Annotated in this window: 21 protein-coding genes; 13 read left to right on the plus strand and 8 right to left on the minus strand. The window is 72.1% G+C overall.

From position 1 onward, the window contains the following. Nucleotides 1-91 precede the first annotated feature (91 nt). A complete protein-coding gene (locus tag IE99_RS0103090; RefSeq protein ID WP_030163446.1) occupies nt 92-403 on the plus strand; it encodes a WhiB family transcriptional regulator in 312 nt (103 codons plus the stop codon). A 166-nt stretch (nt 404-569) separates the two neighbouring features. On the opposite strand, the gene bagB is transcribed toward IE99_RS0103090, so the two are convergent. Continuing rightward, complete coding sequence (bagB, locus tag IE99_RS0103095) at nt 570-1718, minus strand: ATPase BagB (RefSeq protein ID WP_030163448.1); 1149 nt, start codon at nt 1716-1718, stop codon at nt 570-572. 40 nt (nt 1719-1758) lie between these two features. Continuing rightward, complete coding sequence (bagA, locus tag IE99_RS0103100; RefSeq protein WP_037558591.1) at nt 1759-2754, minus strand: ATPase BagA; 996 nt, start codon at nt 2752-2754, stop codon at nt 1759-1761. Between the two features lie 174 nt (nt 2755-2928). Here bagA and IE99_RS33350 point away from each other — a divergent pair, with 174 nt between their 5' ends. The 5 genes from IE99_RS33350 (at nt 2929) to IE99_RS0103125 (ending at nt 6412) form a co-directional block, all read left to right on the plus strand. Further along, nucleotides 2929-3924, plus strand: a complete 996-nt coding sequence (locus IE99_RS33350; RefSeq protein ID WP_051711893.1) for a slipin family protein — start codon at nt 2929-2931, stop codon at nt 3922-3924. 10 nt (nt 3925-3934) lie between these two features. Next, nucleotides 3935-4093, plus strand: coding sequence for a Sp36 family protein (gene sp36 / locus IE99_RS31655; protein ID WP_157610007.1), 159 nt, complete (start codon nt 3935-3937; stop codon nt 4091-4093). Between the two features lie 10 nt (nt 4094-4103). Beyond that, entirely contained in the window at nt 4104-4565 is a 462-nt protein-coding gene (locus tag IE99_RS0103115; RefSeq protein ID WP_030163454.1) for a RidA family protein, read from the plus strand. 80 nt (nt 4566-4645) lie between these two features. Further along, nucleotides 4646-5494 carry an NUDIX hydrolase gene (locus tag IE99_RS0103120; RefSeq protein ID WP_030163456.1) on the plus strand — a complete coding sequence of 283 codons (849 nt, stop codon included), beginning with the start codon at nt 4646-4648 and terminating at the stop codon, nt 5492-5494. Nucleotides 5495-5626: 132 nt separating this feature from the next. Beyond that, on the plus strand, nt 5627-6412 hold the full coding sequence (locus IE99_RS0103125; protein WP_245623035.1) for an MBL fold metallo-hydrolase: 786 nt from the start codon (nt 5627-5629) through the stop codon (nt 6410-6412). A 3-nt stretch (nt 6413-6415) separates the two neighbouring features. Here IE99_RS0103125 and IE99_RS0103130 read toward each other — a convergent pair whose 3' ends face one another. After that, entirely contained in the window at nt 6416-7102 is a 687-nt protein-coding gene (locus tag IE99_RS0103130; RefSeq protein ID WP_030163459.1) for a Crp/Fnr family transcriptional regulator, read from the minus strand. Nucleotides 7103-7400: 298 nt separating this feature from the next. On the opposite strand from IE99_RS0103130, the gene nth reads away from it, so the two are divergent. From nth to IE99_RS0103145, 3 genes are all read left to right on the plus strand, one after another. Beyond that, nucleotides 7401-8141 carry an endonuclease III gene (gene nth / locus IE99_RS0103135; protein ID WP_030163462.1) on the plus strand — a complete coding sequence of 247 codons (741 nt, stop codon included), beginning with the start codon at nt 7401-7403 and terminating at the stop codon, nt 8139-8141. A 43-nt stretch (nt 8142-8184) separates the two neighbouring features. Further along, nucleotides 8185-8844 carry an NUDIX hydrolase gene (locus tag IE99_RS0103140; RefSeq protein WP_030163463.1) on the plus strand — a complete coding sequence of 220 codons (660 nt, stop codon included), beginning with the start codon at nt 8185-8187 and terminating at the stop codon, nt 8842-8844. Nucleotides 8845-9021: 177 nt separating this feature from the next. After that, nucleotides 9022-10218, plus strand: coding sequence for a MarP family serine protease (locus IE99_RS0103145; RefSeq protein ID WP_030163465.1), 1197 nt, complete (start codon nt 9022-9024; stop codon nt 10216-10218). Between the two features lie 6 nt (nt 10219-10224). Here the strand turns inward: IE99_RS0103145 and IE99_RS0103150 are convergent, their stop codons facing one another. The 5 genes from IE99_RS0103150 to acs form a co-directional block, all read right to left on the minus strand. Further along, entirely contained in the window at nt 10225-10584 is a 360-nt protein-coding gene (locus tag IE99_RS0103150; RefSeq protein ID WP_245623037.1) for a DUF309 domain-containing protein, read from the minus strand. 126 nt (nt 10585-10710) lie between these two features. Continuing rightward, nucleotides 10711-11628: an alpha/beta fold hydrolase gene (locus tag IE99_RS0103155; RefSeq protein ID WP_030163469.1), complete on the minus strand. Its 918-nt coding sequence runs from the start codon at nt 11626-11628 to the stop codon at nt 10711-10713. Between the two features lie 7 nt (nt 11629-11635). Further along, on the minus strand, nt 11636-12067 hold the full coding sequence (locus IE99_RS0103160; protein WP_030163471.1) for a phage holin family protein: 432 nt from the start codon (nt 12065-12067) through the stop codon (nt 11636-11638). After that, entirely contained in the window at nt 12068-13324 is a 1257-nt protein-coding gene (gene nhaA / locus IE99_RS0103165; protein WP_037558595.1) for a Na+/H+ antiporter NhaA, read from the minus strand. Between the two features lie 251 nt (nt 13325-13575). Further along, entirely contained in the window at nt 13576-15561 is a 1986-nt protein-coding gene (acs, locus tag IE99_RS0103170; protein WP_030163475.1) for an acetate--CoA ligase, read from the minus strand. A gap of 113 nt (nt 15562-15674) precedes the next feature. Here acs and IE99_RS0103175 point away from each other — a divergent pair, with 113 nt between their 5' ends. From IE99_RS0103175 to IE99_RS0103190, 4 genes are all read left to right on the plus strand, one after another. After that, nucleotides 15675-16466 (plus strand): Fic family protein, encoded by a 792-nt coding sequence (locus IE99_RS0103175; RefSeq protein ID WP_030163477.1) that lies wholly within the window; start codon nt 15675-15677, stop codon nt 16464-16466. 912 nt (nt 16467-17378) lie between these two features. Further along, nucleotides 17379-18458 (plus strand): septum site-determining protein Ssd, encoded by a 1080-nt coding sequence (gene ssd / locus IE99_RS0103180; protein ID WP_051711996.1) that lies wholly within the window; start codon nt 17379-17381, stop codon nt 18456-18458. A gap of 37 nt (nt 18459-18495) precedes the next feature. Beyond that, nucleotides 18496-19653 carry a TadA family conjugal transfer-associated ATPase gene (locus IE99_RS0103185; protein WP_037558598.1) on the plus strand — a complete coding sequence of 386 codons (1158 nt, stop codon included), beginning with the start codon at nt 18496-18498 and terminating at the stop codon, nt 19651-19653. 172 nt (nt 19654-19825) lie between these two features. Next, the gene (locus tag IE99_RS0103190) at nt 19826-20521 is read left to right on the plus strand and encodes a type II secretion system F family protein (protein WP_030163483.1); all 696 of its coding nucleotides are present in this window, start codon (nt 19826-19828) and stop codon (nt 20519-20521) included. The last annotated feature ends 27 nt before the right edge of the window (nt 20522-20548 follow it).

Here is a 20548-nt window from a genome sequence, read left to right on the forward strand (position 1 = left end):
TTCCCCACGGCTTTCGTTTGGCGGCCTGACGTCCGCGCCCGTCCGGCCAAGGAGCGCAAATCGACACAGACCCTAGGGGAGTGGGGCCAAGATGTGGATCACGGATTGGACCGCCCGCGCCGCCTGCCGTAACGCGGATCCGGACGCCCTGTTCGTGCAGGGAGCCGCGCAGAACCGAGCCAAGCTCATCTGCCGCGGCTGCCCCGTGCGAACGGAGTGTCTCGCCGACGCTCTCGACAACCGGATCGAATTCGGTGTCTGGGGCGGGATGACCGAGCGGGAGCGTCGAGCCCTGCTGCGGCGCCGGCCGGATGTGCGATCGTGGCGCGAGCTGCTGGAGACCGCCAAGGACGAGTACGAGCGGTCGGTCGAGACCGATGAGGAAGAACTCGTCGCGAGCTGACCGCAGGGCGATCTCGCGGGCCGGGAACGGCCCGTCCAGCTGAAGGTCCACGGACCTGCGAGGTCTGAACGAGCGCGGCTGTGAGCCCGTACCCGATCGGTGCGGGCTCACAGCCGTACCCGCATTCGGCGAAACGGCGCTGAGCGGCCGGGTGCGGAGCTTTCGGTCAGGCGGCCGAGGGGCGGGCGGCCAGGTCGTGGCCCACCTGGCGGAGCCCTTCCAGGTCGTGGACGTCCTCCGCCTGGGCCGGCACGGCCGTCACCGGGACGGTCGGGTGGGCCGAGGCGAAGTGGTCGCGGAGGCGCTCCTCGCGGGCCGCGAGCAGCATGCGGTCGGTGTGGAGGCGGAGCAGGGCGGCGGTGAGCCGGTGCTCGCCGCGCTCCTCCAGGGTCTCCGCGGCGGCCTGGCTGCGGGCCGCCGAGAGCGCGTCGGCCGCCGACTCGTGGACGCGGTTGATGACCAGCCCGGCGAGCGGCATGCGCTCCTCGGCGAGCCGCTCGACGAAGTAGGACGCCTCGCGGAGGGCGTCCGGCTCGGGGGCGGCGACCACGAGGAACGCGGTGCCGGGGGTCTGGAGCAGCTTGAACGTCTTCTCGGCGCGCTCGCGGAACCCGCCGAACATCGTGTCGAACGCCGCGACGAACGTTTGGACGTCCCGCAGCAACTGGACGCCGAGCACCTTGTTGATGACGCCGGTGAACATGCCGAACCCGGCGCTGATCACCTTGACGCCGAGCCGGCCGCCGGTCTTGGCGGGCGCGGCGAGGATCTTCATGAAGCGGCCGTCGAGGAAGCGCCCCATGCGCTCGGGGGCGTCGAGGAAGTCGAGGGCGTTCCGGGACGGCGGCGTGTCCACGATGATGAGGTCCCAGGCGCCGGAGCGGTGCAGCTGCCCGAGCTTCTCCATCGCCATGTACTCCTGCGTGCCGGAGAGGCTGGAGGACAGCGACTGGTAGAAGGGGTTCGCGAGGATCTGCTTGGCCCGGTCGGGGTCGGCGTGCGCCTCGACGATCTCGTCGAACGTCCGCTTCATGTCGAGCATCATGGCGTGCAGCTCGCCGTCGCCCTCGACCTCGATCTTGCGCGGGTTGTTGTCGAGTTCCGACAGTCCCATCGACTGCGCCAGGCGCCGCGCCGGGTCGACGGTGAGGACGACGACGTCGCGTCCGCGTTCGGCCGCCCGGACGCCGAGCGCGGCGGCTGTGGTGGTCTTGCCGACGCCGCCGGAGCCGCAGCACACGATGATCTTCGTGCGCGGGTCGTCCAGCAGCCCGTCCACGTCGAGGGCGGGCGGGGTCTTGCCGGTCGGGCTCATCTGCGCGTCTCTCCCGCTCGGAACGGACACATCACCGGGTTCACGCGGCGCCCTGCGCTCTCAGGGCGGCGGCCAGGTCGTAGAGGCCCGCCAGGTCCATGCCGTCCGAGAGGAGGGGGAGGGAGTAGCGGGGGCGGTCGATCGCCTCCAGGCGCTCCTTCTCGCGGCGCTGGAGGGCGGTGCGTCGGGCGTGGTCGGCGGCGTCGGACGCGAGGACGGCGGCGATCTGCTCGGCGTCGTGCTCCAGCCCGGCGGACTTCACGGCCCGGACGATCTCGTCCAGGTCGAGGGTGCCGGCGGCGGCCGCGGTCAGGTCGTCCTCCGCGAGGACGGACGGGTGCTCCATGTTCACGAAGACGCCGCCGACGGGCAGGCCGACGCCGGTGAGCTCGTGGATGCCGTCCATCGTCTCCTGGACGGGCATCTCCTCGAGGAGGGTGACGAAGTGGACGGCCGTCTCCGGGCTGCGGACCACCTTCATCACCGTGTCGGCGTGGTTGCGGATCGGGCCGACCTTCGCCAGGCCGGAGACCTCGTCGTTGACGTTCAGGAACTTCGTGATGCGGCCGGTGGGGGGCGCGTCCATGACGACGGCGTCGTAGATGAAGGAGCCGTCCTTCCGCTTGCGCCGGACGGCCTCGCTGGTCTTGCCGGTGAGGATGACGTCGCGCAGGCCGGGGGCGATCGTGGTGACGAAGTCGACGACGCCGAGCCTGCTCATCGCCTTGCCGGCGCGTTTCAGGTTGTAGAACATCTCGAGGTACTCGATGAGCGCCTCTTCGGTGTCGACGGCGAGCGCGTACACGTCGCCTCCGTCGGGGGCGACGGCGACCTTGCGCTCCTCGTAGGGCAGCGGGGGGCAGTCGAAGAGCTGGGCGATGCCCTGCCGCCCCTCGACCTCGACGAGCAGCACCTTGCGGCCCCCGGCCGCCAAGGCCAGTGCCAGGGCGGCGGCGATGGTCGTCTTGCCGGTGCCGCCCTTGCCCGTGACCACATGGAGGCGTACGCCGTCCCAGTCGGTGTCTCTCGCGCTCACTCGATCGACCATATCGTTCGCTCGGCAAGGACTTTCAGGGGGCGGCCCCACTGATGAAAGTGATCCCTGACACGGTCGGAGATCACTTCCGCGGGGCCTTGGTTTCGGGCCTGCCCACGGGGTTAGCTGGGAAACGAACCCTGGCGGGCCGTCTCCGTGAGAAAGGGGCCCGAGATGGAAGCGTTGGTGGTCGGTTTCCTGCTCGTCTTCGTGATGGGCGCGTTCATCGCCCTGGTGTCGTCGGTGCGGGTCGTCCAGCAGTACGAACAGGGGATCGTTTTCCGCTTCGGCCGGGTGCAGAGAGGATCGGAGCTGCGGCCCGGGGCGGTCCGGAGCCCCGGCCTGACGGTGATCCTCCCCGTCGCGGACCGGATGCAGAAGGTCAGCCGGCAGACCGTCACGATGGGCGTCCCCGCGCAGGAGGGCATCACCCAGGACAACGTGAGCGTGCGGGTCGACGCGGTCGTGTACTTCCGGGTGATCGACCCGGTGAAGGCGATCGTGAACGTCCAGAACTACGGCTACGCGGTGTCGCAGGTGGCGCAGACGTCCCTGCGCTCGGTGATCGGCCAGGCGGACATGCAGGAGCTGCTCGGTGAGCGGGAGAAGATCAACCTCCGGCTCCGGAAGATCATCGACGAGATCACCGAGGGCCCGTGGGGCGTGCTGATCGAGCGGGTGGAGATCAAGGACGTGTCGCTGCCGGAGGGCATGAAGCGCTCCATGGCGCGGCAGGCGGAGGCGGAGCGGGAGCGCCGCGCCCGGATCATCACCGCGGACGGCGAGTTCCAGGCGTCCAAGCGCCTCGCGGCGGCGGCCGAGATCATGTCGCAGGACCCGGCGGCCCTCCAGCTCCGTCTGCTGCAGACGGTCGTGGAGGTCTCCGCGGAAAAGAACAGCACGCTCGTCATGCCGCTTCCGGTCGAGGTCCTGAGGTTCTTCGACCGCGTCGCGGGGGGCGCTCCGGCGCAAAGCGGGGCCAAGGCCGGATTGGCGGAGCGCCTGGCGAAGGCGGAGGAGGAGCTCGCGAAGGCGGCGGAGGCGGCGCCGGCCCTGGATCCGGTGGAGGACGTCCCTCCGGTGGTGGGCCTGGACGACCGGAAGCCGCGCCAGCCGGTGGAGCGGCCGGAAGAGCCGCGCGGGCTCACCGGCGGTGAGGAGCCTCGCTAGGCTGAGGGCCATGACCAAGTGGGAGTACGCGACCGTTCCGCTGCTGATTCACGCGACCAAGCAGATCCTCGACAACTGGGGCCAGGACGGGTGGGAGCTCGTCACCGTCCTCCCCGGGCCGAACCCGGAGAACCTGGTCGCCTATTTCAAGCGCGCGATCCAGGGCTAGGGGTGGCGGCGTGAGCACACCCGAGGAGCGGATCCGCGAGCTGGGGCTCGAGGTGCCGGAGGTCGTCGCGCCGCTCGCGTCGTACGTCCCGGCGGCGAGGACGGGGTCGCTCGTCTACACGGCGGGGCAGCTTCCGATGGTGAAGGGCGAGCTCGCCGTCACCGGGAAGGTCGGCGCCGAGGTCACCCCGGAGCAGGCGTTCGAGCAGGCCCGGATCTGCGCGCTCAACGCGATCGCGGCGCTGAAGGCCGAGGTCGGCGAGCTGTCGCGGGTCGTCCGGATCGTCAAGGTCGTCGGGTTCATTGCGAGCGCTCCCGGTTTCCATGGCCAGCCGGCCGTGCTGAACGGCGCGAGCGACCTGCTCGGCGAGGTGTTCGGCGACGCGGGCCGGCACGCCCGCAGCGCCGTGGGCGTGTCGGTGCTGCCGAAGGACGCGGCGGTCGAGGTCGAGCTGATCGCCGAGGTGTCCTGACCGCCGGTCGCCGGGCTTGACGGAATAACGTTCGGTATGTCCGAATGGGCCGCCATGAGGATGATCGATCGGGGCGCGCGATGGTGAACGGGCTGAAACTGCCGCCGCAGCTGAGGGAGCGCGTCGAGGACATCCGCGCGGGACGGCTGGAGCCGGTCCCCGCCAGGGACGCCGCGACCGTCGTCGTGCTGCGCGACCACGACCGGCACGGACTGCAGGCGTTCATGCTGCGGCGCGTCCGGTCGATGGCGTTCGCGCCCGGCGCCTACGTGTTCCCCGGCGGCTCCGTCGACCCCCGGGACGCCGACGCCGCGTTGGGGTGGGCGGGCCCGTCGCCCGCCGAATGGGGCAGGGCCTTCAAGGCCGATGAGCCGCTCGCGCGCGAGCTGGTCTGCGCGGCGGTCCGGGAGACGTTCGAGGAGACGCTCGTTCTGCTCGCCGGCCCGACCGGGGAGACGGTCGTGGACGACACGCGGGGCGACGACTGGGAGGCCGACCGGCAGGCCCTCCTGGATCGCTCCCGGTCGTTCGCCGGTTTCCTGGAGAAGCGCGGGCTCGTCCTGCGCTCGGATCTGCTGCGGCCCTGGACGCACTGGATCACGCCCACGATCGAGCCCAAGCGCTACGACACCCGGTTCTTCGTCGCCGCGATGCCGGAGGGGCAGCGGGCGAGGGACGTGAGCACCGAGGCGGACCAGGTCGCCTGGGTCCGCCCGGAGGAGGCGGTCGAACGCGCCTCGAACGGCGAGTGGTTCATGCTGCCGCCCACGCTGGCGACGCTGTCGGAGCTCGCCGGGTACGCGACGGTGGCCGATGTCCTCGCGGCGGAGCGCGAGATCGTCGTCCATGAGCCCATCGCGGAGATCGTGGACGGGGAGGCGTATCTCGTCCTGCCCGAGACGGTGTCGCAGTACTACCCGAAGGGGTGAGCCCGGATGGCCCGCGACCGCAAGGAAGCCCTCATGCTGCGCCTTGCGGGCTCATCGGTCCTGCGGCATCTGGAGCGGCTCGGCTGGAACCCGGTCCGCCACCCTGATCTGGGCTCGGGCAGGATGGGCCGAATGAGCGAGATCGACGGTACGGGGACGGAACGGGCCACCTGCGTGCTCGCCCCGAACCCGTCCATGATGACGCTGGACGGCACGAACACCTGGGTCATCGCGGAGCCCGGCGCGGACGAGGTCGTGGTCGTCGACCCCGGCCCCAAGGACGGCGTGCATCTGCGCCGCGTCCTCGACATCGTCGCGGAGCGGGGGCAGCGCGTCGGGCTGGTGCTGCTCACGCACGGCCACCCCGACCATTCGGGGGGCGCCGCGAAGTTCGCCCGGATGGCCGGACGCGGCGTCAAGGTGAGGGCGCTCGATCCGCAGCACCGGCTCGGGGACGAGGGGCTCGGAGAAGGCGACGTCGTCACCACGGGCGGCCTGGAGCTGCGCATCATGGAGACGCCGGGCCACAGCGACGACTCGCTCACGTTCTGGCTGCCGGCCGACCGTGCCGTCCTCACGGGCGACACGGTGCTCGGGTACGGGACGACCGTCCTGGAGGGAAAGCTCGGCGACTACATGAGCTCGCTCGACCGGCTCCGCGCCTTCTCGGCCGATGTGGAGGCCGCGGTGATCCTCCCGGGGCACGGCCCCAGGCTGGACGACCCGCTGGCCGCCCTCGACCACTACATCGATCACCGCCGCGAGCGCCTCGCCCAGGTCGAGGCGGCCGTGGCGGCGGGCGCCCGGACCGCCCGCGAGGTCGTCGAACGCGTGTACGCCGACGTCGACAAGTCCTTGTGGCCCGCGGCGGAATGGTCCGTCCAGGCGCAGCTGGACCACCTCAACGAGCGGGGCTGAGCGTCACTTCGAGCGCTTGCGCAGCCGCTCGATGTCGAGGATCACGACGGCGCGGGCCTCGATCCGCAGCCAGTTGCGCTGCGCGAAGTCGGCGAGCGCCTTGTTGACCGTCTCGCGGGACGCGCCGACGAGCTGCGCCAGCTCCTCCTGCGTGAGGTCGTGGTGGACGTGCAGCCCGGAGTCGCCCGGCTGGCCGAACCGCTCCGCGAGGTCGAGCAGCGCCTTGGCAACGCGTCCGGGCACGTCCGTGAACACGAGGTCGGCCATGACGTCGTTGGTCTTGCGGAGTCGCTGGGCGAGGGCGCGCAGCAGCTGGACGGCGACCTCGGGGTGCCCGGTCAGCCACGGGCGCAGATCGTCGTGGCCGAGGCCGGCCAGCCTGCACTCGGTCACCGCGATCGCGCTCGCGGTGCGCGGCCGCGGGTCGAACAGGGACAGCTCGCCGAACATCTCACTCGGGCCGAGGACGCTCAGAAGGTTCTCCCGGCCGTCCGGCGCCGTCCGGGTCAGCTTGATCTTGCCCTCGAGTACGACATAGAGCCGGTCGCCCACCTCGCCCTCGTTGAACAGCGTCTGACCGCGGGCGAGCCGCACCTCGGTCACGTTGGCGCGCAGCGCCTTGGCGCCCTGCTCGTCGAGTGCCTCGAAGAGCGGGGCTCTGCTCAGAACGTCCACGTCGCGGTCGGTCACGCTTCTCCTCCTTGAACACCTACATGCACAGTGTGACGTACGTCCCACCGCATACGTGAGGGCAGGGTCGCGGCGCGTACCGGAACCCGGCGGATGACCCGCCCGGCGCCGCGCACCCGCCACGCGAACCCGCGCTGAGCTGCGTGTCGCCACGGACCCGTCCGGGTCAAGTGTACGGACCGCCGGGTGAATGCCATCACACCGGTGCACTTCCCCTTCTATCGGACGGCCTGCGAAGGTCCCGGCGAGACTCGCCGTGCCGCCCCGCCGCCGGACGTCCGGGACCTACCCTGGCGCTATGGCGACCCAGGCGACCCCGCGGCAGAGGGCCCGACGGTTCCGGAGCGAGACCCGTCTCGGACTGGTCCGGCGGGCGCGGAAGATCGATCGCATGCTCGGGCAGACGTATCCGGACGCCCACTGCGAGCTGAACTTCTCCAACCCGTTCCAACTGCTCGTCGCGACCGTCCTGTCCGCGCAGACGACCGACGCCCGGGTGAACCAGAACACGCCGAAGCTGTTCGCCGCCTACCCCACCCCGGAGGATCTCGCCGCCGCCGACCCGGAGGAGGTGGAGGCGATCCTCAAGCCGCTGGGGTTCTTCCGGGCGAAGACGCGCTCGGTGATGGGCCTGTCCGCGGCGCTCCGGGACGAGTTCGGGGGAGAGGTCCCCGGACGCCTCGAAGACCTCGTGAAGCTCCCCGGCGTGGGCCGCAAGACCGCCAACGTCGTGCTGGGGAACGCCTTCGACGTCCCCGGGATCACGGTCGACACCCATTTCGGCCGCCTCGCCCGCCGTTTCGGCTGGACGACGGAGACCGATCCCGTGAAGGTGGAGCAGGAGATCGGCGAGCTGATCCCGCGCAAGGACTGGACGATGCTCTGCCACAGGGTGATCTGGCACGGCAGGCGCATCTGCCACGCGCGGCGTCCCGCCTGCGGGGCGTGCCCCGTGGCGGACCTCTGCCCGGCCTACGGCGAGGGACCCGTGGACGAGGAGACCGCGCGGAAACTCGTGAAACCGGGGCCGTTCTCATGAGCATGATGGGAAGGAACCAGGCCCTACCGAAGTTGGGAGTGGAGTGACCGACCTCGCAGCGACCGCCCCTGCATGGCTCGACCGATTCCGCACCAAGGCGCCACGGCTTCCGGTGCCCGCCCATTTCCGTCCCGCGTCCGCCGCGCGCGAGGCCGCCGTCCTGATCCTCTTCGGGGACGGCCCGGAGGGGCCCGACGTCCTGCTCACCGAGCGGGCCGCGACCCTGAACGCGCACGCCGGGCAGCCCGCCTTCCCGGGCGGGCGCATCGACCCGGAGGACGACGGGCCGGTGGCGGCCGCCCTGCGCGAGGCGTGGGAGGAGGCCGGGGTCGAACCCTCCGGCGTCGACGTCCTGTGCACCATGCCCGAGCTGTACCTGTCGCGGAGCGGGCACCGGGTCACCCCCGTCGCGGGCTGGTGGCGCGAGCCGTCCGAGATCGCCCCCGGTCATCCCGGCGAGGTCGCGATGGTCGCGCGCGTGCCGATCGCCGAACTCGTCGACCCGGCGAACCGGATGACCGTCCGGCATCCGTCCGGGGTGAGGATGGGCCCGGCGTTCGCCGTGCGGGACATGCTGGTGTGGGGCTTCACGGCCGCGCTGCTCGCCGAGGTGCTCATCGCGGGCGGCTGGGAGCGGCCCTGGGACGCCGAGCGCGTCGAGGACCTGCCGCCCGACGTGCTGACGCTCGCGTCCCGCGGCTGACCGTCCGGGAGAATCTCAGCGCTTGCGCCGACGGTGCCGGGTCGCGGATGAGGCGGCGCTGACCAGCGGATCCTGCTCCCGCGACGCCGGACATCATCCTGTGCGGTGAGGGCCGGAATCGGAATCCCGTCCGATCAGGGGACGTCGATCCGGGCCGGGGCACTATACGGTGAAGCGGTGCTGCACGACCACCTTCTCGACGTCATCCTTCTCGTGCTCGTCGTGCTTTTCGGAGTGTCGGGCTACCGGCAGGGCTTCATCGTCAGCCTGCTGAGCTTCATGGGCTTCGTCGGCGGAGGCGTGGTCGGCGTGCTGATCGCCCCGCCGATCGCGGGCGCGGCCGTGGACGGCGCCGCGCAGCAGGCCCTGCTCGCCATCGTGATCGCGTTCCTGTCGGCGACGCTCGGGCAGCTCGTCGCCTCCTCGCTCGGCGCCGTCCTGCGCAACCGGGTGACCGGCATGAACGCCCGGACGGCCGACGCGGTCGGCGGCACCTTCGTCAGCGCCCTGTCGCTGCTCATCGTCGCGTGGTTCTTCGGCAACCTCGTCGCGCAGTCGGAGTTCAAGCCCGTCCGAACGCAGGTCGCGGGCTCCACGATCATCAACGGCATCGACGACGTGATGCCCGCGCCGGCCCACACCTGGTTCACCTCGTTCCAGGGCTTCGTGAAGGGCAGCGAGTTCCCGCAGGTCTTCAACGGGCTCGGCGGGGAGTCGGTGGTGCAGGTCCCGCCGCCGGACGACTCGATCCTGACGACCCCGGCGCTGCGCGCCGCCCGCCGCAGCATCGTGAAGATCACCAGCCTGGCTCCGCAGTGCGAGCGCCGCATCGAGGGCACCGGGTTCGTGTTCGCGCCGGACCACGTCATGACGAACGCGCATGTCGTCGCCGGCGCGCGGGGGGCGTCGACGGTGCAGCAGATCAACGGGGCCAGCGACCGCGGGCGGGTCGTCCTCTACAACCCCGACCGCGACATCGCCGTCCTGTACGTGCCCGGCCTGGACGCGCCCGCGCTGAAGTTCGCCAAGCCCGCGCGGGTCCGCGACGACGCCGTGATCGCGGGCTTCCCGAAGAACCAGCCGTTCCGGACGGGCGCCGCCCGCATCCGCGCCCGCCAGACGGCCAAGGGTCCGGACATCTACCACTCCGGGCAGGTCAGCCGGGAGATCTACGCGCTGCGCGGCCTGGTGGAGCAGGGCAACTCGGGCGGGCCGCTGCTCGCCACCGACGGAACGGTCTACGGCGTCATCTTCGCCGCCGCGCTGGACACCCCGTCCACCGGGTACGCGCTCACCGCCGAGGAGGTGGCGCCCGACGCGCGCGCCGGCGCCGCCCGCACCACCCCGGTCTCCACCGAGAACTGCTCCGACTGACCGCCCTCAGGAGAGCTCCTTGAGGCGGAGAGGGACGGGGCCTTCGGGTGGGGCGTCGTGCACCGCGCGGACCTGCCGCACGACCCCCCCGACGTCGATGCCGTGAGGCGGGGCGGCGGCGTAGGTCTCCAGCCGGTCGGCCGCGCGGCTCAGCAGGGCGCGGCCCCCGCGGGTGTTGCCGCGGCGCAGATGCGTGATACCCACCGCGACCTGGGCGAGGCCGCGCCACAGTTCCCGCTCCGCCTCCGGAGCCGCCTTCCAGGCGCCTTCCAGGACCTCGTGCGCGTGGAAGGGACGGTCGGCGTCCAGGAGCCGCTGTGCTTCCGCCAACGCCTCACCGGGTTGCAGGGCCAGGTCGTCCGGCATCGTGGGTATCCCGGTGGCGCCGTGCGGCAGTGGACGCCCGTAGGCGTCACGGGGGCGTGCGTTGCGTGGGCGTCCTGCGTCGTCCCGGTCGCGCATGGACCTCACGGTACGCGGACGCTCCGCGGGTCAGACTCCGGGGTCGGGCAGCCAGCCCAGAAGATGGGAATCGAACTCCCTGGGGCGCTCCTGGTGCGGGAAGTGCCCGGCACCCTCGATCAGCTGCCAGCGGTACGGCGCGGAGACGTAGCGTCCGGAACCCTGGGCGCTCGCGGGGAGCACGCACGTGTCGAGCGCCCCGTGCAGCTGGAGCGTCGGCACCTGGATGGGCTTGCGCATCCGGTTCGCGTAGCGGATCCCGTCCGGGCGCGGCTGCGAACGGATCAGCCACCGGTAGTACTCCAGCGCGCAGTGCGCCGTGCCCGGGATCTGGAACGCGCGCCGGACGAGCCGTTCGGTCCGCTCGTCCGGCCACCCGGGCGCGGACCACTCGTGCAGGAGCTGCCCCACCAGCTCGGCGTCGTCCCGCAGCAGCCGCTTCTCGGGCCACATCGGGACCTGGAACCCGAGTGTGTGGCGGGTCGCCCACGCCTGCCCCCGCAGATCACCCCGGACGGCCTGCCGCAGCCGCAGCGGATGCGGCACGCCCACCACCGCCAGCCGCTGGACGATCTTCGGGTGGTAGACACCCATCGTCCACGCCAGCAGCCCGCCCCAGTCGTGCCCGACGACCGTCGCCCCCGCCTCGCCCAGCGCCCGGACGAGCCCCGCCGCGTCCCCGGCCAGGGTCACCAGGTCGTAGCCGCGCGGCGGCCGGTCACTGCCGCCGTAGCCGCGCAGGTCGACCGCGACGGCCCGGTACCCGGCGCCGGCGAGCGACACCAGCTGGTTGTGCCACGACCACCAGAACTCGGGGAAGCCGTGCAGGAGCAGGACGAGCGGCCCCTCGCCGGCCTCGGCGACGTGGAACCGGGTACCGCCCGCGCTCACGGCCCGGTGCGTCCAGGGACCGTCCACCTCGATCGGCGACGAGTCGTGACCGGCCATCAAAGGGTCATTCCGGAAGCGCGGGGGTGCTCGTGTCGCCGCGACGGCGGAGCATGGTCAGGTCGTCCTTCAGCGTCCGGCGCGTCCGCTTGGCCCCCTCGATCCGCTTCATCCGCAGCGCCCCGACGAAGATCAGCGCGCCGGCGAGGAGCAGGTACACCGTCGCGACGGTCAGGAACGCGGCCCAGTGCCAGAAACCGAGCGCGACCAGGCCATAGGCGGCGGATATCGACAGCAGGATGACGATCAGGCCGCCCATGACCGCGGCGATCGTGAACATCACACTGCCGTAGGCGGCCTTCTTGGCGTCCGCCTTCAGCTCGAGCTTGGCCAGCTCCATCTCCGCTCTGACGAGATCGGAGACGTTGCTCGACGCCAGCGCGACGAGTTCCCCGAGGGACCTGTCCTCGACGCGCTCGCCCGGTAGTGCCTCGGTCATTCACTCACTCCTTCCAGGGGCCGGCGGTCCATCCGGGCGCGCGCGCACGCGCACCCTGTGCCGGAAGACGACGGTGGCGGCCGCCGAGGCGACCAGGCTCGCGATCAGGACCGCCGTCGTCACTCTCTCGAATTGTGACGGGTCGGTATAGGCCAAACCGCCGATCAGCAAGGAAACGGTGAAACCGACTCCGGCGAGCAGCGCCACACCGGCGATCTCGCGCCAGTGCAGTTCGTCCCCGAGCGTGGCAAGGCCGAGCCGGACGGCCGCCCAGGCCCCGCCGAAGACTCCCAAGAACTTACCGACCACGAGGCCGGCGATCACCCCGAGGGCCACCCGGTCGCCGAACACCGCACCCAGGGCGGACGGGGACAGCGCCACCCCCGCCGACAGGAACGCGAACAGCGGCACGCAGAAACCGGCCGAGAACGGCCTCAGCGCATGGTCGGAGCTCTCCGCGTTCGTGGGGCGTTCGTCCGGTGTCTCCTTCGGGCTCGTGAGCATCCCCAGCGCGACACCCGCCACCGTGGCGTGGACCCCGCTTCGCTGGACGAAGTACCAGGCGAGCACCGCCAGCGGCACGTACAGCCAGGGGCTTCTGACGTTCCGCGCCTGGAGCGCCCCGTAAGCGGTGATCAGGATCACGCCGATGATGAGGGGCGTCCAGTGGAGACCGTCGGTGTAGAACAGCGCGATGATCGTGATGGCGATCAGGTCGTCCACCACGGCGAGGGTGAGCAGGAACGCGCGCAGGGGGGCCGGGCAGGTCGAGAAGGTGACCGCCAGCACGGCGAGCGCGAACGCGATGTCCGTCGCGGTCGGCACCGCCCAGCCGCGCGCGGCGCCCGGCTCGCCCGCGCTCACCGCCAGGAAGATCAGCGCGGGGATCGCCACGCCCGCCATCGCCGCGATCACCGGCAGGGCGGCCTCGCGCGGGTCCTGGAGCTCGCCGTGGGTCAGCTCCTCGCGCAGCTCCAGGCCGGCGATGAAGAAGAACACCGCGAGGAGGCCGCCGGACGCCCAGTGCTGCACGTCCATGTGCTCCAGGCCGAGCCAGGAGGGGCTGAGCTCGTACGTGCGCAGGTCCTGGTAGGCGTCCTTCCAGGGGGTGTTGGCCCACACCAGCGCGGCGGCCGTCGCCAGCAGCATGATGATGCCGCCGACGGTCTCGGTGCGGAGGGCCGCGGCGACCTGCTGCCGGTACCGGGCGTCGGAACGGAACGGCCAGCCGGCGCGTCGCTCGGTCGGGCGCGACATGGGACCCCCGGGATGTCGGTCGGCGATACGGGCTGTGACTCGTCCCGTGCCGTCCGCCGCCGGGCGGGGGTACGGGCCGGCCACCTGCCGACCAGACTTCCCGGCGCACCTTCCGGCACCTTACCCGGCCGATCACTTCCCATGCCCCGGGCGTCACCGGTGGGGAGACCCGGGTCGCGGTACTCCTGCCCGGGTCTCCTCCCTGTGCTCCGGTTCCGCGCCGCGTGCTCCGGTTCCGCGCCGCCGGAGCGTCAGCCCTCTGACTTGGTGCCGGGGAGCTTCTCCGCGATGAGGTCCATCACGGTGCTGTCGGCGAGCGTCGTGACGTCACCGATGCCGCGGTTCTCCGCCACGTCGCGCAGGAGCCGCCGCATGATCTTGCCGGACCGGGTCTTGGGCAGCTCCGGGACGATCATGATCTGGCGGGGCTTGGCGATCGGCCCGAGCGTCCGCGCGACGTGCTCGCGCAGCTCCCGGAGGAAGTCCTCGCCCTCGACGTCGCCGCCCGCGTCGCCGCGCGGAATGACGAACGCCACGATCGCCTGCGTGGTCAGCGGGTCCGTCGCGCCCACGACCGCGGCCTCGGCCACCTTCGGGTGCGCGACGAGGGCCGACTCGACCTCCGTCGTGGAGATGTTGTGGCCGGAGACCAGCATCACGTCGTCGACACGGCCGAGCAGCCAGATGTCGCCGTCCTCGTCCTTCTTCGCGCCGTCCCCCGCGAAGTACAGCCCGTCGAACCGGGACCAGTACGTCTTGACGTAGCGCTCGTCGTCGCCCCAGATGGTGCGCAGCATGCTCGGCCAGGGCTCGGTGAGGACGAGGAACCCGCCGCCCCCGTTCGGCACCGGATTCGCCTCGTCGTCCACGACGTCCGCGCCGATCCCCGGAAGCGGGCGCATCGCCGCACCCGGCTTGCCCGCGGTCACGCCCGGCAGGGGGCTGACCATGATGGCGCCCGTCTCCGTCTGCCACCACGTGTCGACGACCGGGCACCTGCCGCCGCCGATGTGCTCGCGGTACCAGACGTACGCCTCCGGGTTGATCGGCTCCCCCACCGACCCGAGGACCCGCAGGGACGACAGATCGTGCTGCGCCGGGATGTCGTCACCCCACTTCATGAACGTGCGGATCGCCGTGGGCGCCGTGTAGAAGATGGTCACCTTGTACTTCTCGATGAGCTCCCACCAGCGGCCCTTGTGCGGGGTGTCCGGTGTGCCCTCGTACATGACGCTGGTGGCGCCGTTCGCGAGCGGCCCGTAGACGATGTAGGAGTGCCCGGTGACCCAGCCGATGTCGGCGGAGCACCAGTACACGTCCGTCTCCGGCTTCAGGTCGAACACCGAGTGGTGCGTGGACGCGACCTGGGTCAGGTACCCGCCCGTCGTGTGCAGGATGCCCTTCGGCTTACCCGTCGTCCCCGACGTGTAGAGGATGTAGAGCGGGTGCTCGGCGTCCATGGGCTCGGGCGTGTGCTCGGTGCTCTGCCGCTCCACCACGTCCTGCCACCAGACGTCCCGCTCCGTCTCCGCGACCTCCTCGCCGGTGCGCCGCACGACGAGGACGTGCTCGACGGACGGGGTGTCGGCGACGGCCGCGTCCACCGTCGGCTTCAGCGCGGACGCCTTGCCGCGCCGGTATCCGCCGTCCGCGGTGATGACGAGCCTGGCCTGCGCGTCGTCGATGCGGGTGCGGAGGGCGTCCGCGGAGAAGCCGCCGAACACCACCGAATGGGTGGCGCCGATGCGCGCGCACGCGAGCATCGAGATCGGCAGCTCCGGGATCATCGGCAGGTAGATCGCGACCCGGTCGCCCTTCCGGACGCCCAGTTCGAGCAGCGCGTTCGCCGCCTTGTTCACCTCGCGCCGGAGGTCGGCGTAGGTGAGGGTGCGGGTGTCGCCCGGCTCGCCCTCCCAGTGGTAGGCGACCTTGGCGCCGCGCCCCGCCTCGACGTGCCGGTCGACGCAGTTGTAGGCGGCGTTCAGCTCGCCCCCGACGAACCACTTCGCGAACGGCGGGTCGGTCCAGTCGAGGACCTCGTCCCACGGCCTGGACCACGACAGCCGCTCCGCCTGGCCCGCCCAGTAGGCGAGCCGGTCCCGGGCGGCCTCCTCGTACGTGCCGGCCTTCACGTTCGCCGATGCGGCGAGCTCGGCCGGAGGCTCGAAGCGCCGCGTCTCCTGGAGGAGGTTCGACAGTGTCTCCTGGCTCTGGCTCGTCTCGTGACTCTGGCTCAACGCGCACTCCTTGCTAGCCGAAGCGGTCACCCGGTGACCACACTCCACCAGGAAGGTCCCGCTCCCACAAGGGCGGCGCACGAACGGTACGGGGCACCGCATAAGGTCGGGCCGTGACCGATGCCCTTGCCCATGTAGCGAACCTGCCCGGCGTGTCCGAAGCGGTGAACGACGCCCGCACCGCGGTCGACCGCCTGCTCGGCCACCGGATCCTGCGGCGCAAGAGCGCCGCGGTGTCCACGGAGTCGGCGCTGCGGGGGGCGCGGGCCTCGGCCGTCCTGGAGGGCGCCTCGATCACGCTGGACGAGCTCCGCACCACGGAGAACCCGCACGATCCGGTCGTGCAGGGCGCGCTGCGCGTTTCGGCCGAAATGGGAACGCTCACGGAGACGTGGCGGCAGGCGCCCCGGCAGGTCCTGGCGCGACTGCACGTCCTCGCGGCGGCGGACGCCGTCGACAGCGCCGACCTCGGTCGTCCGCGCGCCGAGGACGCCCCAGTGAAGGATCTTCTCGGCCTCGGCGACCCGCCCCCGCCCGCCGAGGCCGCCGCCCGCCTCGACACGCTCAGCGGGCTTCTCACGGCCCCGACGAAGGCTCCGGCGCTCGTCGTCGCGGCGGTCGTCCACGGCGAGTTGCTGACCCTGCGTCCGTTCGGCTGGGGCGACGGCATCGTCGCCCGCGCCGCGCAGCGGATCACCCTCGTGGCGCGCGGCCTCGACCCCAAGTCGCTCGTGGCGCCCGAGATCGGGCACGCCGAGCTCGCGGACGAGTACGCCGAGGCGCTCCGCGCCTACGCGTCCGGCACGTCCGAGGGGGTCGCGTCCTGGGTCCGGCACTGCGCCACGGCGACGGCGACCGCCGCGCGGGACGCGCAGGCGATCTGCGAAGCCCTCATGCGCGGCTGACGACGCCCGCGCCTGGCGCGGTCCGGTCACAGCGAACGGCGTCCCGCTGGGAGACGCCGTCGCCGACCACGTCACACCGGGTTACCAAGCGTGCAACTTCGATTCGTCGGAGCGGGTCAAGCCCGTCTCGACGCGCCTCCCGCGGCTGGTCGCGCGTGGGTGCCCGGCTGCCGTGCGCGGACTCTCGGTCCGTATGACCTGTCTACGCCTCATTTTCGCAGTTGACAAGCCCCATGGGGAAAACGCCCTCCGCAAAGGCCGTGCGCGTCCGGGTGTCGATCTTTCTCCTGCACTTCCCCCTATAAAGGGGCGAAACAGGCTATTCGGACTTACAGTGAAGACCTTGAACATCGTGGAAATCGATCACACAACGTGATCGTTTCTTTTTGCCGCACGATCTCTCCCGCGGTGGGAAAGATCTTTAGATCTCCTGTACGCTCCCACTCCCGTCCCGTTGCGTGTTTTCGCGTGCGACGAACGGCGGCGGACGCATCGCGCGACCGTCCCGAGGGCCGGGATCGCCTTGCACGTACGAGAAAACCGCACCTGGCAGGCCGAGTCGCCCGCCCGGCGCGCCCGGAAGGCATATGTTGTATACACAGGGACCGGAGACTCCGAGTTTGCGTCTTCAATAGATCCACGTTGCGCGCGACCCGGTTGATCTCCCCAAGGACTCTCTTGGGAAACGGGCCGGCTCTGCCCCCCCGGAGCCGGACCGTCCGGCGACCCCCGCACTCCCCCCCGGCGGGGGTCGCCCCAACGTGACGCGGCCGGGGCGGTGGCCTCCGACCACCGCCCCGGCCGCGCCGTCTCATGGCGATCATCGAAGTTATCCACAATTGGCGGACCGGGTTCCCGAACCCCCGCGGGATGGCGAAGGTGGGAGTCCTCCGAACGACGATGGAGGACTCCATGAACATCGCGGCGCTGATCGTCACCGGCGATCCCGAGACCGCCGACGACCTGCTCCGGCTGGCCGCCGCTGCGGACGCCCACGCCGAGGTCGCCCACGACGCCGACGAGGCGAGGGCCGCCTGGACGTGGCCCGCCCTCGTCCTGGTGGGGGCCGACGCCGCCGACGAGGTCGCGGCGGCCCGACTCCAGCGGCGGCAGGGCGTCGTCCTGGTGACCGCGGCGGACGCCGGGCCCGAGGCGTACCGGCGCGCCGTGGAGATCGGCGCCCAGGACGTCGCGACGCTCCCCGGCCACGAGGAATGGCTGACCGAGGCGTTCGCCACCGCCGGCGAACCCGAGAGCGGGTGGGGCGCGACCCTCTGCGTGGTCGGCGCCAGAGGCGGCGCGGGAGCGAGCGTCCTCACGGCGGCCCTCGGCCTCGCCGCCGCCGCGAGCGGGCTGCGGACCCTCCTCGTGGACGCCGACCCCCTCGGTGGCGGGCTCGACCTCCTTCTCGGCCTGGAACGGCACGAGGGCGTCCGCTGGCACGACCTCGCCGACCGCCGGGGCCGGCTCAGCACCGCGACGCTTCGCGAGTCCCTGCCCTGCCGAGGCGACCTGTCCGCCCTGTCGTGGCGGCGCGGCGAACCCGTACCCGTCACCCCGGACGCCGCGACCTCCCTGCTCGATGCCGCCGCCCGCGGCTTCGACCTCGTGATCGCGGACGTCCCGCGCTACCCGGGCGACATCGGACGGGCCGCACTGCGCGCCGCCACCGCCGCGTTCCTGCTCGTCCCCGCCGAGGTCCGCGCGACCGTCGCCGCCGACGGACTGGCGAGCGCGCTCCGCCGCGACACCGCGGACCTCCGCCTCATCGTCCAGGGGCCGGCGCCCGGCGGGATCACGTCCGACATGATCGGCAAGGCGGTGAACCTGCCGACCGCGGGCGGCTACGACCGCGACCGCCGCCTCCCCGCCGCCATCGAGGAGGGAGAGCTGGAACGGGTGTGCCGCCGCGGGCCGCTCACCGACTTCTGCGCCCGCCTCCTGGCCGACCTGGCCCTCCAGCCCTACGAGTACCGCGAAGAGGCGGCATGACAGGGAGGTCGAGCGCCGCCTCGGGCGAGGTGCCCTCATGACGAGCCTGAGCGACGCGATCCGCGACCGCCTGGCGGGCACCGGCGCGGAACCGACCGCCGGACGCGTGGCGGAGGCGCTCCGCGCGGAGGGGAGACTGCTGGGCGACAGCGAGGTCCTGGCCCTGTCCGGCCGGCTGCACGCCGAGTTCGCCGGTGCCGGTCCCCTGGAACCGCTGATGCGCTCTCCCGACGTCACGGACATCCTCGTCAACGGCCCCGACGAGGTCTGGATCGACGCGGGCGCGGGCCTGACCCGCACCCCGCTCCGCTTCCCTGACGAGTCCGCGCTCCGCCGCCTGGCGCAGCGCCTGACCGCCGCGGCGGGCCGCCGCCTGGACGACGCGGCCCCCTACGCCGACGCGCGCCTTCCCGGGGGCGTCCGCCTGCATGCGGTGCTGCCCCCGATCGCGGCCACCGGCACCTGCCTCTCGCTCCGGCTGCCCCGCCGCAGAGCCTTCACCCTGGACGAACTCATCACCGCCGGAACCGTCCCGCCGGCCGGCGCGCCCGTTCTCCAGGCGCTGATCGAGGCGAGGGCCGCCCATCTCATCACCGGCGGCACCGGCTCCGGCAAGACGACCTTGCTCGGCACCCTGCTCTCCATGGCCGACCCTGGGGAACGCCTTCTCCTCGTCGAGGACTCCGCCGAGCTGAGGCCGGACCATCCGCATGTCGTCCGCCTGGAGACGCGTCCCCCGAACGTGGAGGGAGCGGGCGGCGTGGTCCTCGACGACCTCGTCCGGCAGGCCCTCCGCATGCGGCCCGACCGCCTGGTCGTGGGCGAGGTAAGGGGCCCGGAGGTGGTCGTCCTGCTGGCCGCGCTGAACACCGGGCACGAGGGAGGCTGCGGCACCCTCCATGCCAACACGGCGGCGGATGTCCCGGCCCGCCTGGAGGCCCTGGCATGCGCCGCGGGCCTGAGTCGTGAGGCCGTCCACAGCCAGCTGGCGGCCGCCCTCGACGTCGTCGTCCACCTGACCAGGGATCCGCCCGCCGGACGCCGCCGCATAGCCGAGATCAGCGTCCTGCGCCGAGCCCCCGATGGCCTGGTCGGCGTGATTCCGGCGCTGAGGTTCACCGCGGACGGCGAAGCGATCACCGCCCCGGGCGCGGAGATCCTGGCAGACCGGCTGGACGGCCGGTGGGAGCCATGACCCGCCGCCCCCGGGAACCGAGCCGCCGACAGGGGCCGCCCGGCGAACGCGCCCGCCGTACGGCACAAGGGGTGGTGTCCTCGTCCGCCGGTCCGCGTCCCGCCAGGACAGCCATCGCCGTCCGGACGTGCGGACACGACGGGCCGCCATCGCCCACCGCCGTCGGTGACCCATGAGCACCACATCCATTTCGGCCGCGCTCTGCTCCTTCGCCGCCGTATGGCTGCTGCTCGGCCGACCGACCGCGACCCGCAGGCTCGACCGGCTGCTGGCCCCGAAGCCTTCGTCCCTCGGCCACCTGCACGACCTCAGGTCCCGTCTCGAACAGCTGAAGCGGCAGCGGAACCTGCCGGCCCTCTGGCGCACGTCCGTCATCGAACTCTGCGACGGGATGGCCGCCGAACTGGCCGCCGGCCGCACCCCCGACGACGCCTTCACCACATCCGCGTCCGTCCTCGATCCCCCTGTCTCCGCCGCGCTACTGGAGACCCGCCCACCACCGCTGGAGCGGCTCGCCGAACAGCGGGGCGCGGAGGGCCTGCGGCTGCTCGCCGCATGTTGGCGCGTGGGATCGGAGCGCGGCGGCACGCTGGCGGCGGTGCTGGACGGGCTCGCCGCCGCACTCCGCGACGAGGAGGCACAGCGCCAGGAGGTCACCGTCCAGCTCGCGGGGCCCCGCGCCACGGCCCGGCTCCTCGCCGCGCTGCCGCTGGTCGGTCTCGCCATGGCGGCGGCCATGGGCGCGCGTCCGCTGGGTTTCCTCTTCGGGACCCTTCCCGGTCTGGCATGCCTGCTCACCGGTGTCGCCCTCAACCTGGCGGGCCTCTACTGGACGAGGCGGATGGCCCGGTCCGCTCACTCGGCATAGCGGCTCCGCGCACACCACGAAAGGAAC

The organism is Spirillospora albida (assembly GCF_000718255.1).
Lineage (GTDB): Bacteria > Actinomycetota > Actinomycetes > Streptosporangiales > Streptosporangiaceae > Spirillospora > Spirillospora albida.

Coding starts and splice junctions, on each gene's coding strand:
- IE99_RS0103155 (WP_030163469.1), bottom strand. CDS start 11,628: ATGGCCGGTCACGACTCGTCGCCGATCGAGGTGGACGGTCCCTGGACG.
- IE99_RS0103090 (WP_030163446.1), top strand. CDS start 92: ATGTGGATCACGGATTGGACCGCCCGCGCCGCCTGCCGTAACGCGGAT.
- bagB (WP_030163448.1), bottom strand. CDS start 1,718: ATGAGCCCGACCGGCAAGACCCCGCCCGCCCTCGACGTGGACGGGCTG.
- ssd (WP_051711996.1), top strand. CDS start 17,379: ATGAACATCGCGGCGCTGATCGTCACCGGCGATCCCGAGACCGCCGAC.
- IE99_RS0103125 (WP_245623035.1), top strand. CDS start 5,627: ATGAGCGAGATCGACGGTACGGGGACGGAACGGGCCACCTGCGTGCTC.
- IE99_RS0103150 (WP_245623037.1), bottom strand. CDS start 10,584: ATGCCGGACGACCTGGCCCTGCAACCCGGTGAGGCGTTGGCGGAAGCA.
- IE99_RS0103190 (WP_030163483.1), top strand. CDS start 19,826: ATGAGCACCACATCCATTTCGGCCGCGCTCTGCTCCTTCGCCGCCGTA.
- IE99_RS33350 (WP_051711893.1), top strand. CDS start 2,929: ATGGAAGCGTTGGTGGTCGGTTTCCTGCTCGTCTTCGTGATGGGCGCG.
- IE99_RS0103120 (WP_030163456.1), top strand. CDS start 4,646: ATGGTGAACGGGCTGAAACTGCCGCCGCAGCTGAGGGAGCGCGTCGAG.
- nth (WP_030163462.1), top strand. CDS start 7,401: ATGGCGACCCAGGCGACCCCGCGGCAGAGGGCCCGACGGTTCCGGAGC.
- IE99_RS0103160 (WP_030163471.1), bottom strand. CDS start 12,067: ATGACCGAGGCACTACCGGGCGAGCGCGTCGAGGACAGGTCCCTCGGG.
- nhaA (WP_037558595.1), bottom strand. CDS start 13,324: ATGTCGCGCCCGACCGAGCGACGCGCCGGCTGGCCGTTCCGTTCCGAC.
- IE99_RS0103185 (WP_037558598.1), top strand. CDS start 18,496: ATGACGAGCCTGAGCGACGCGATCCGCGACCGCCTGGCGGGCACCGGC.
- sp36 (WP_157610007.1), top strand. CDS start 3,935: ATGACCAAGTGGGAGTACGCGACCGTTCCGCTGCTGATTCACGCGACC.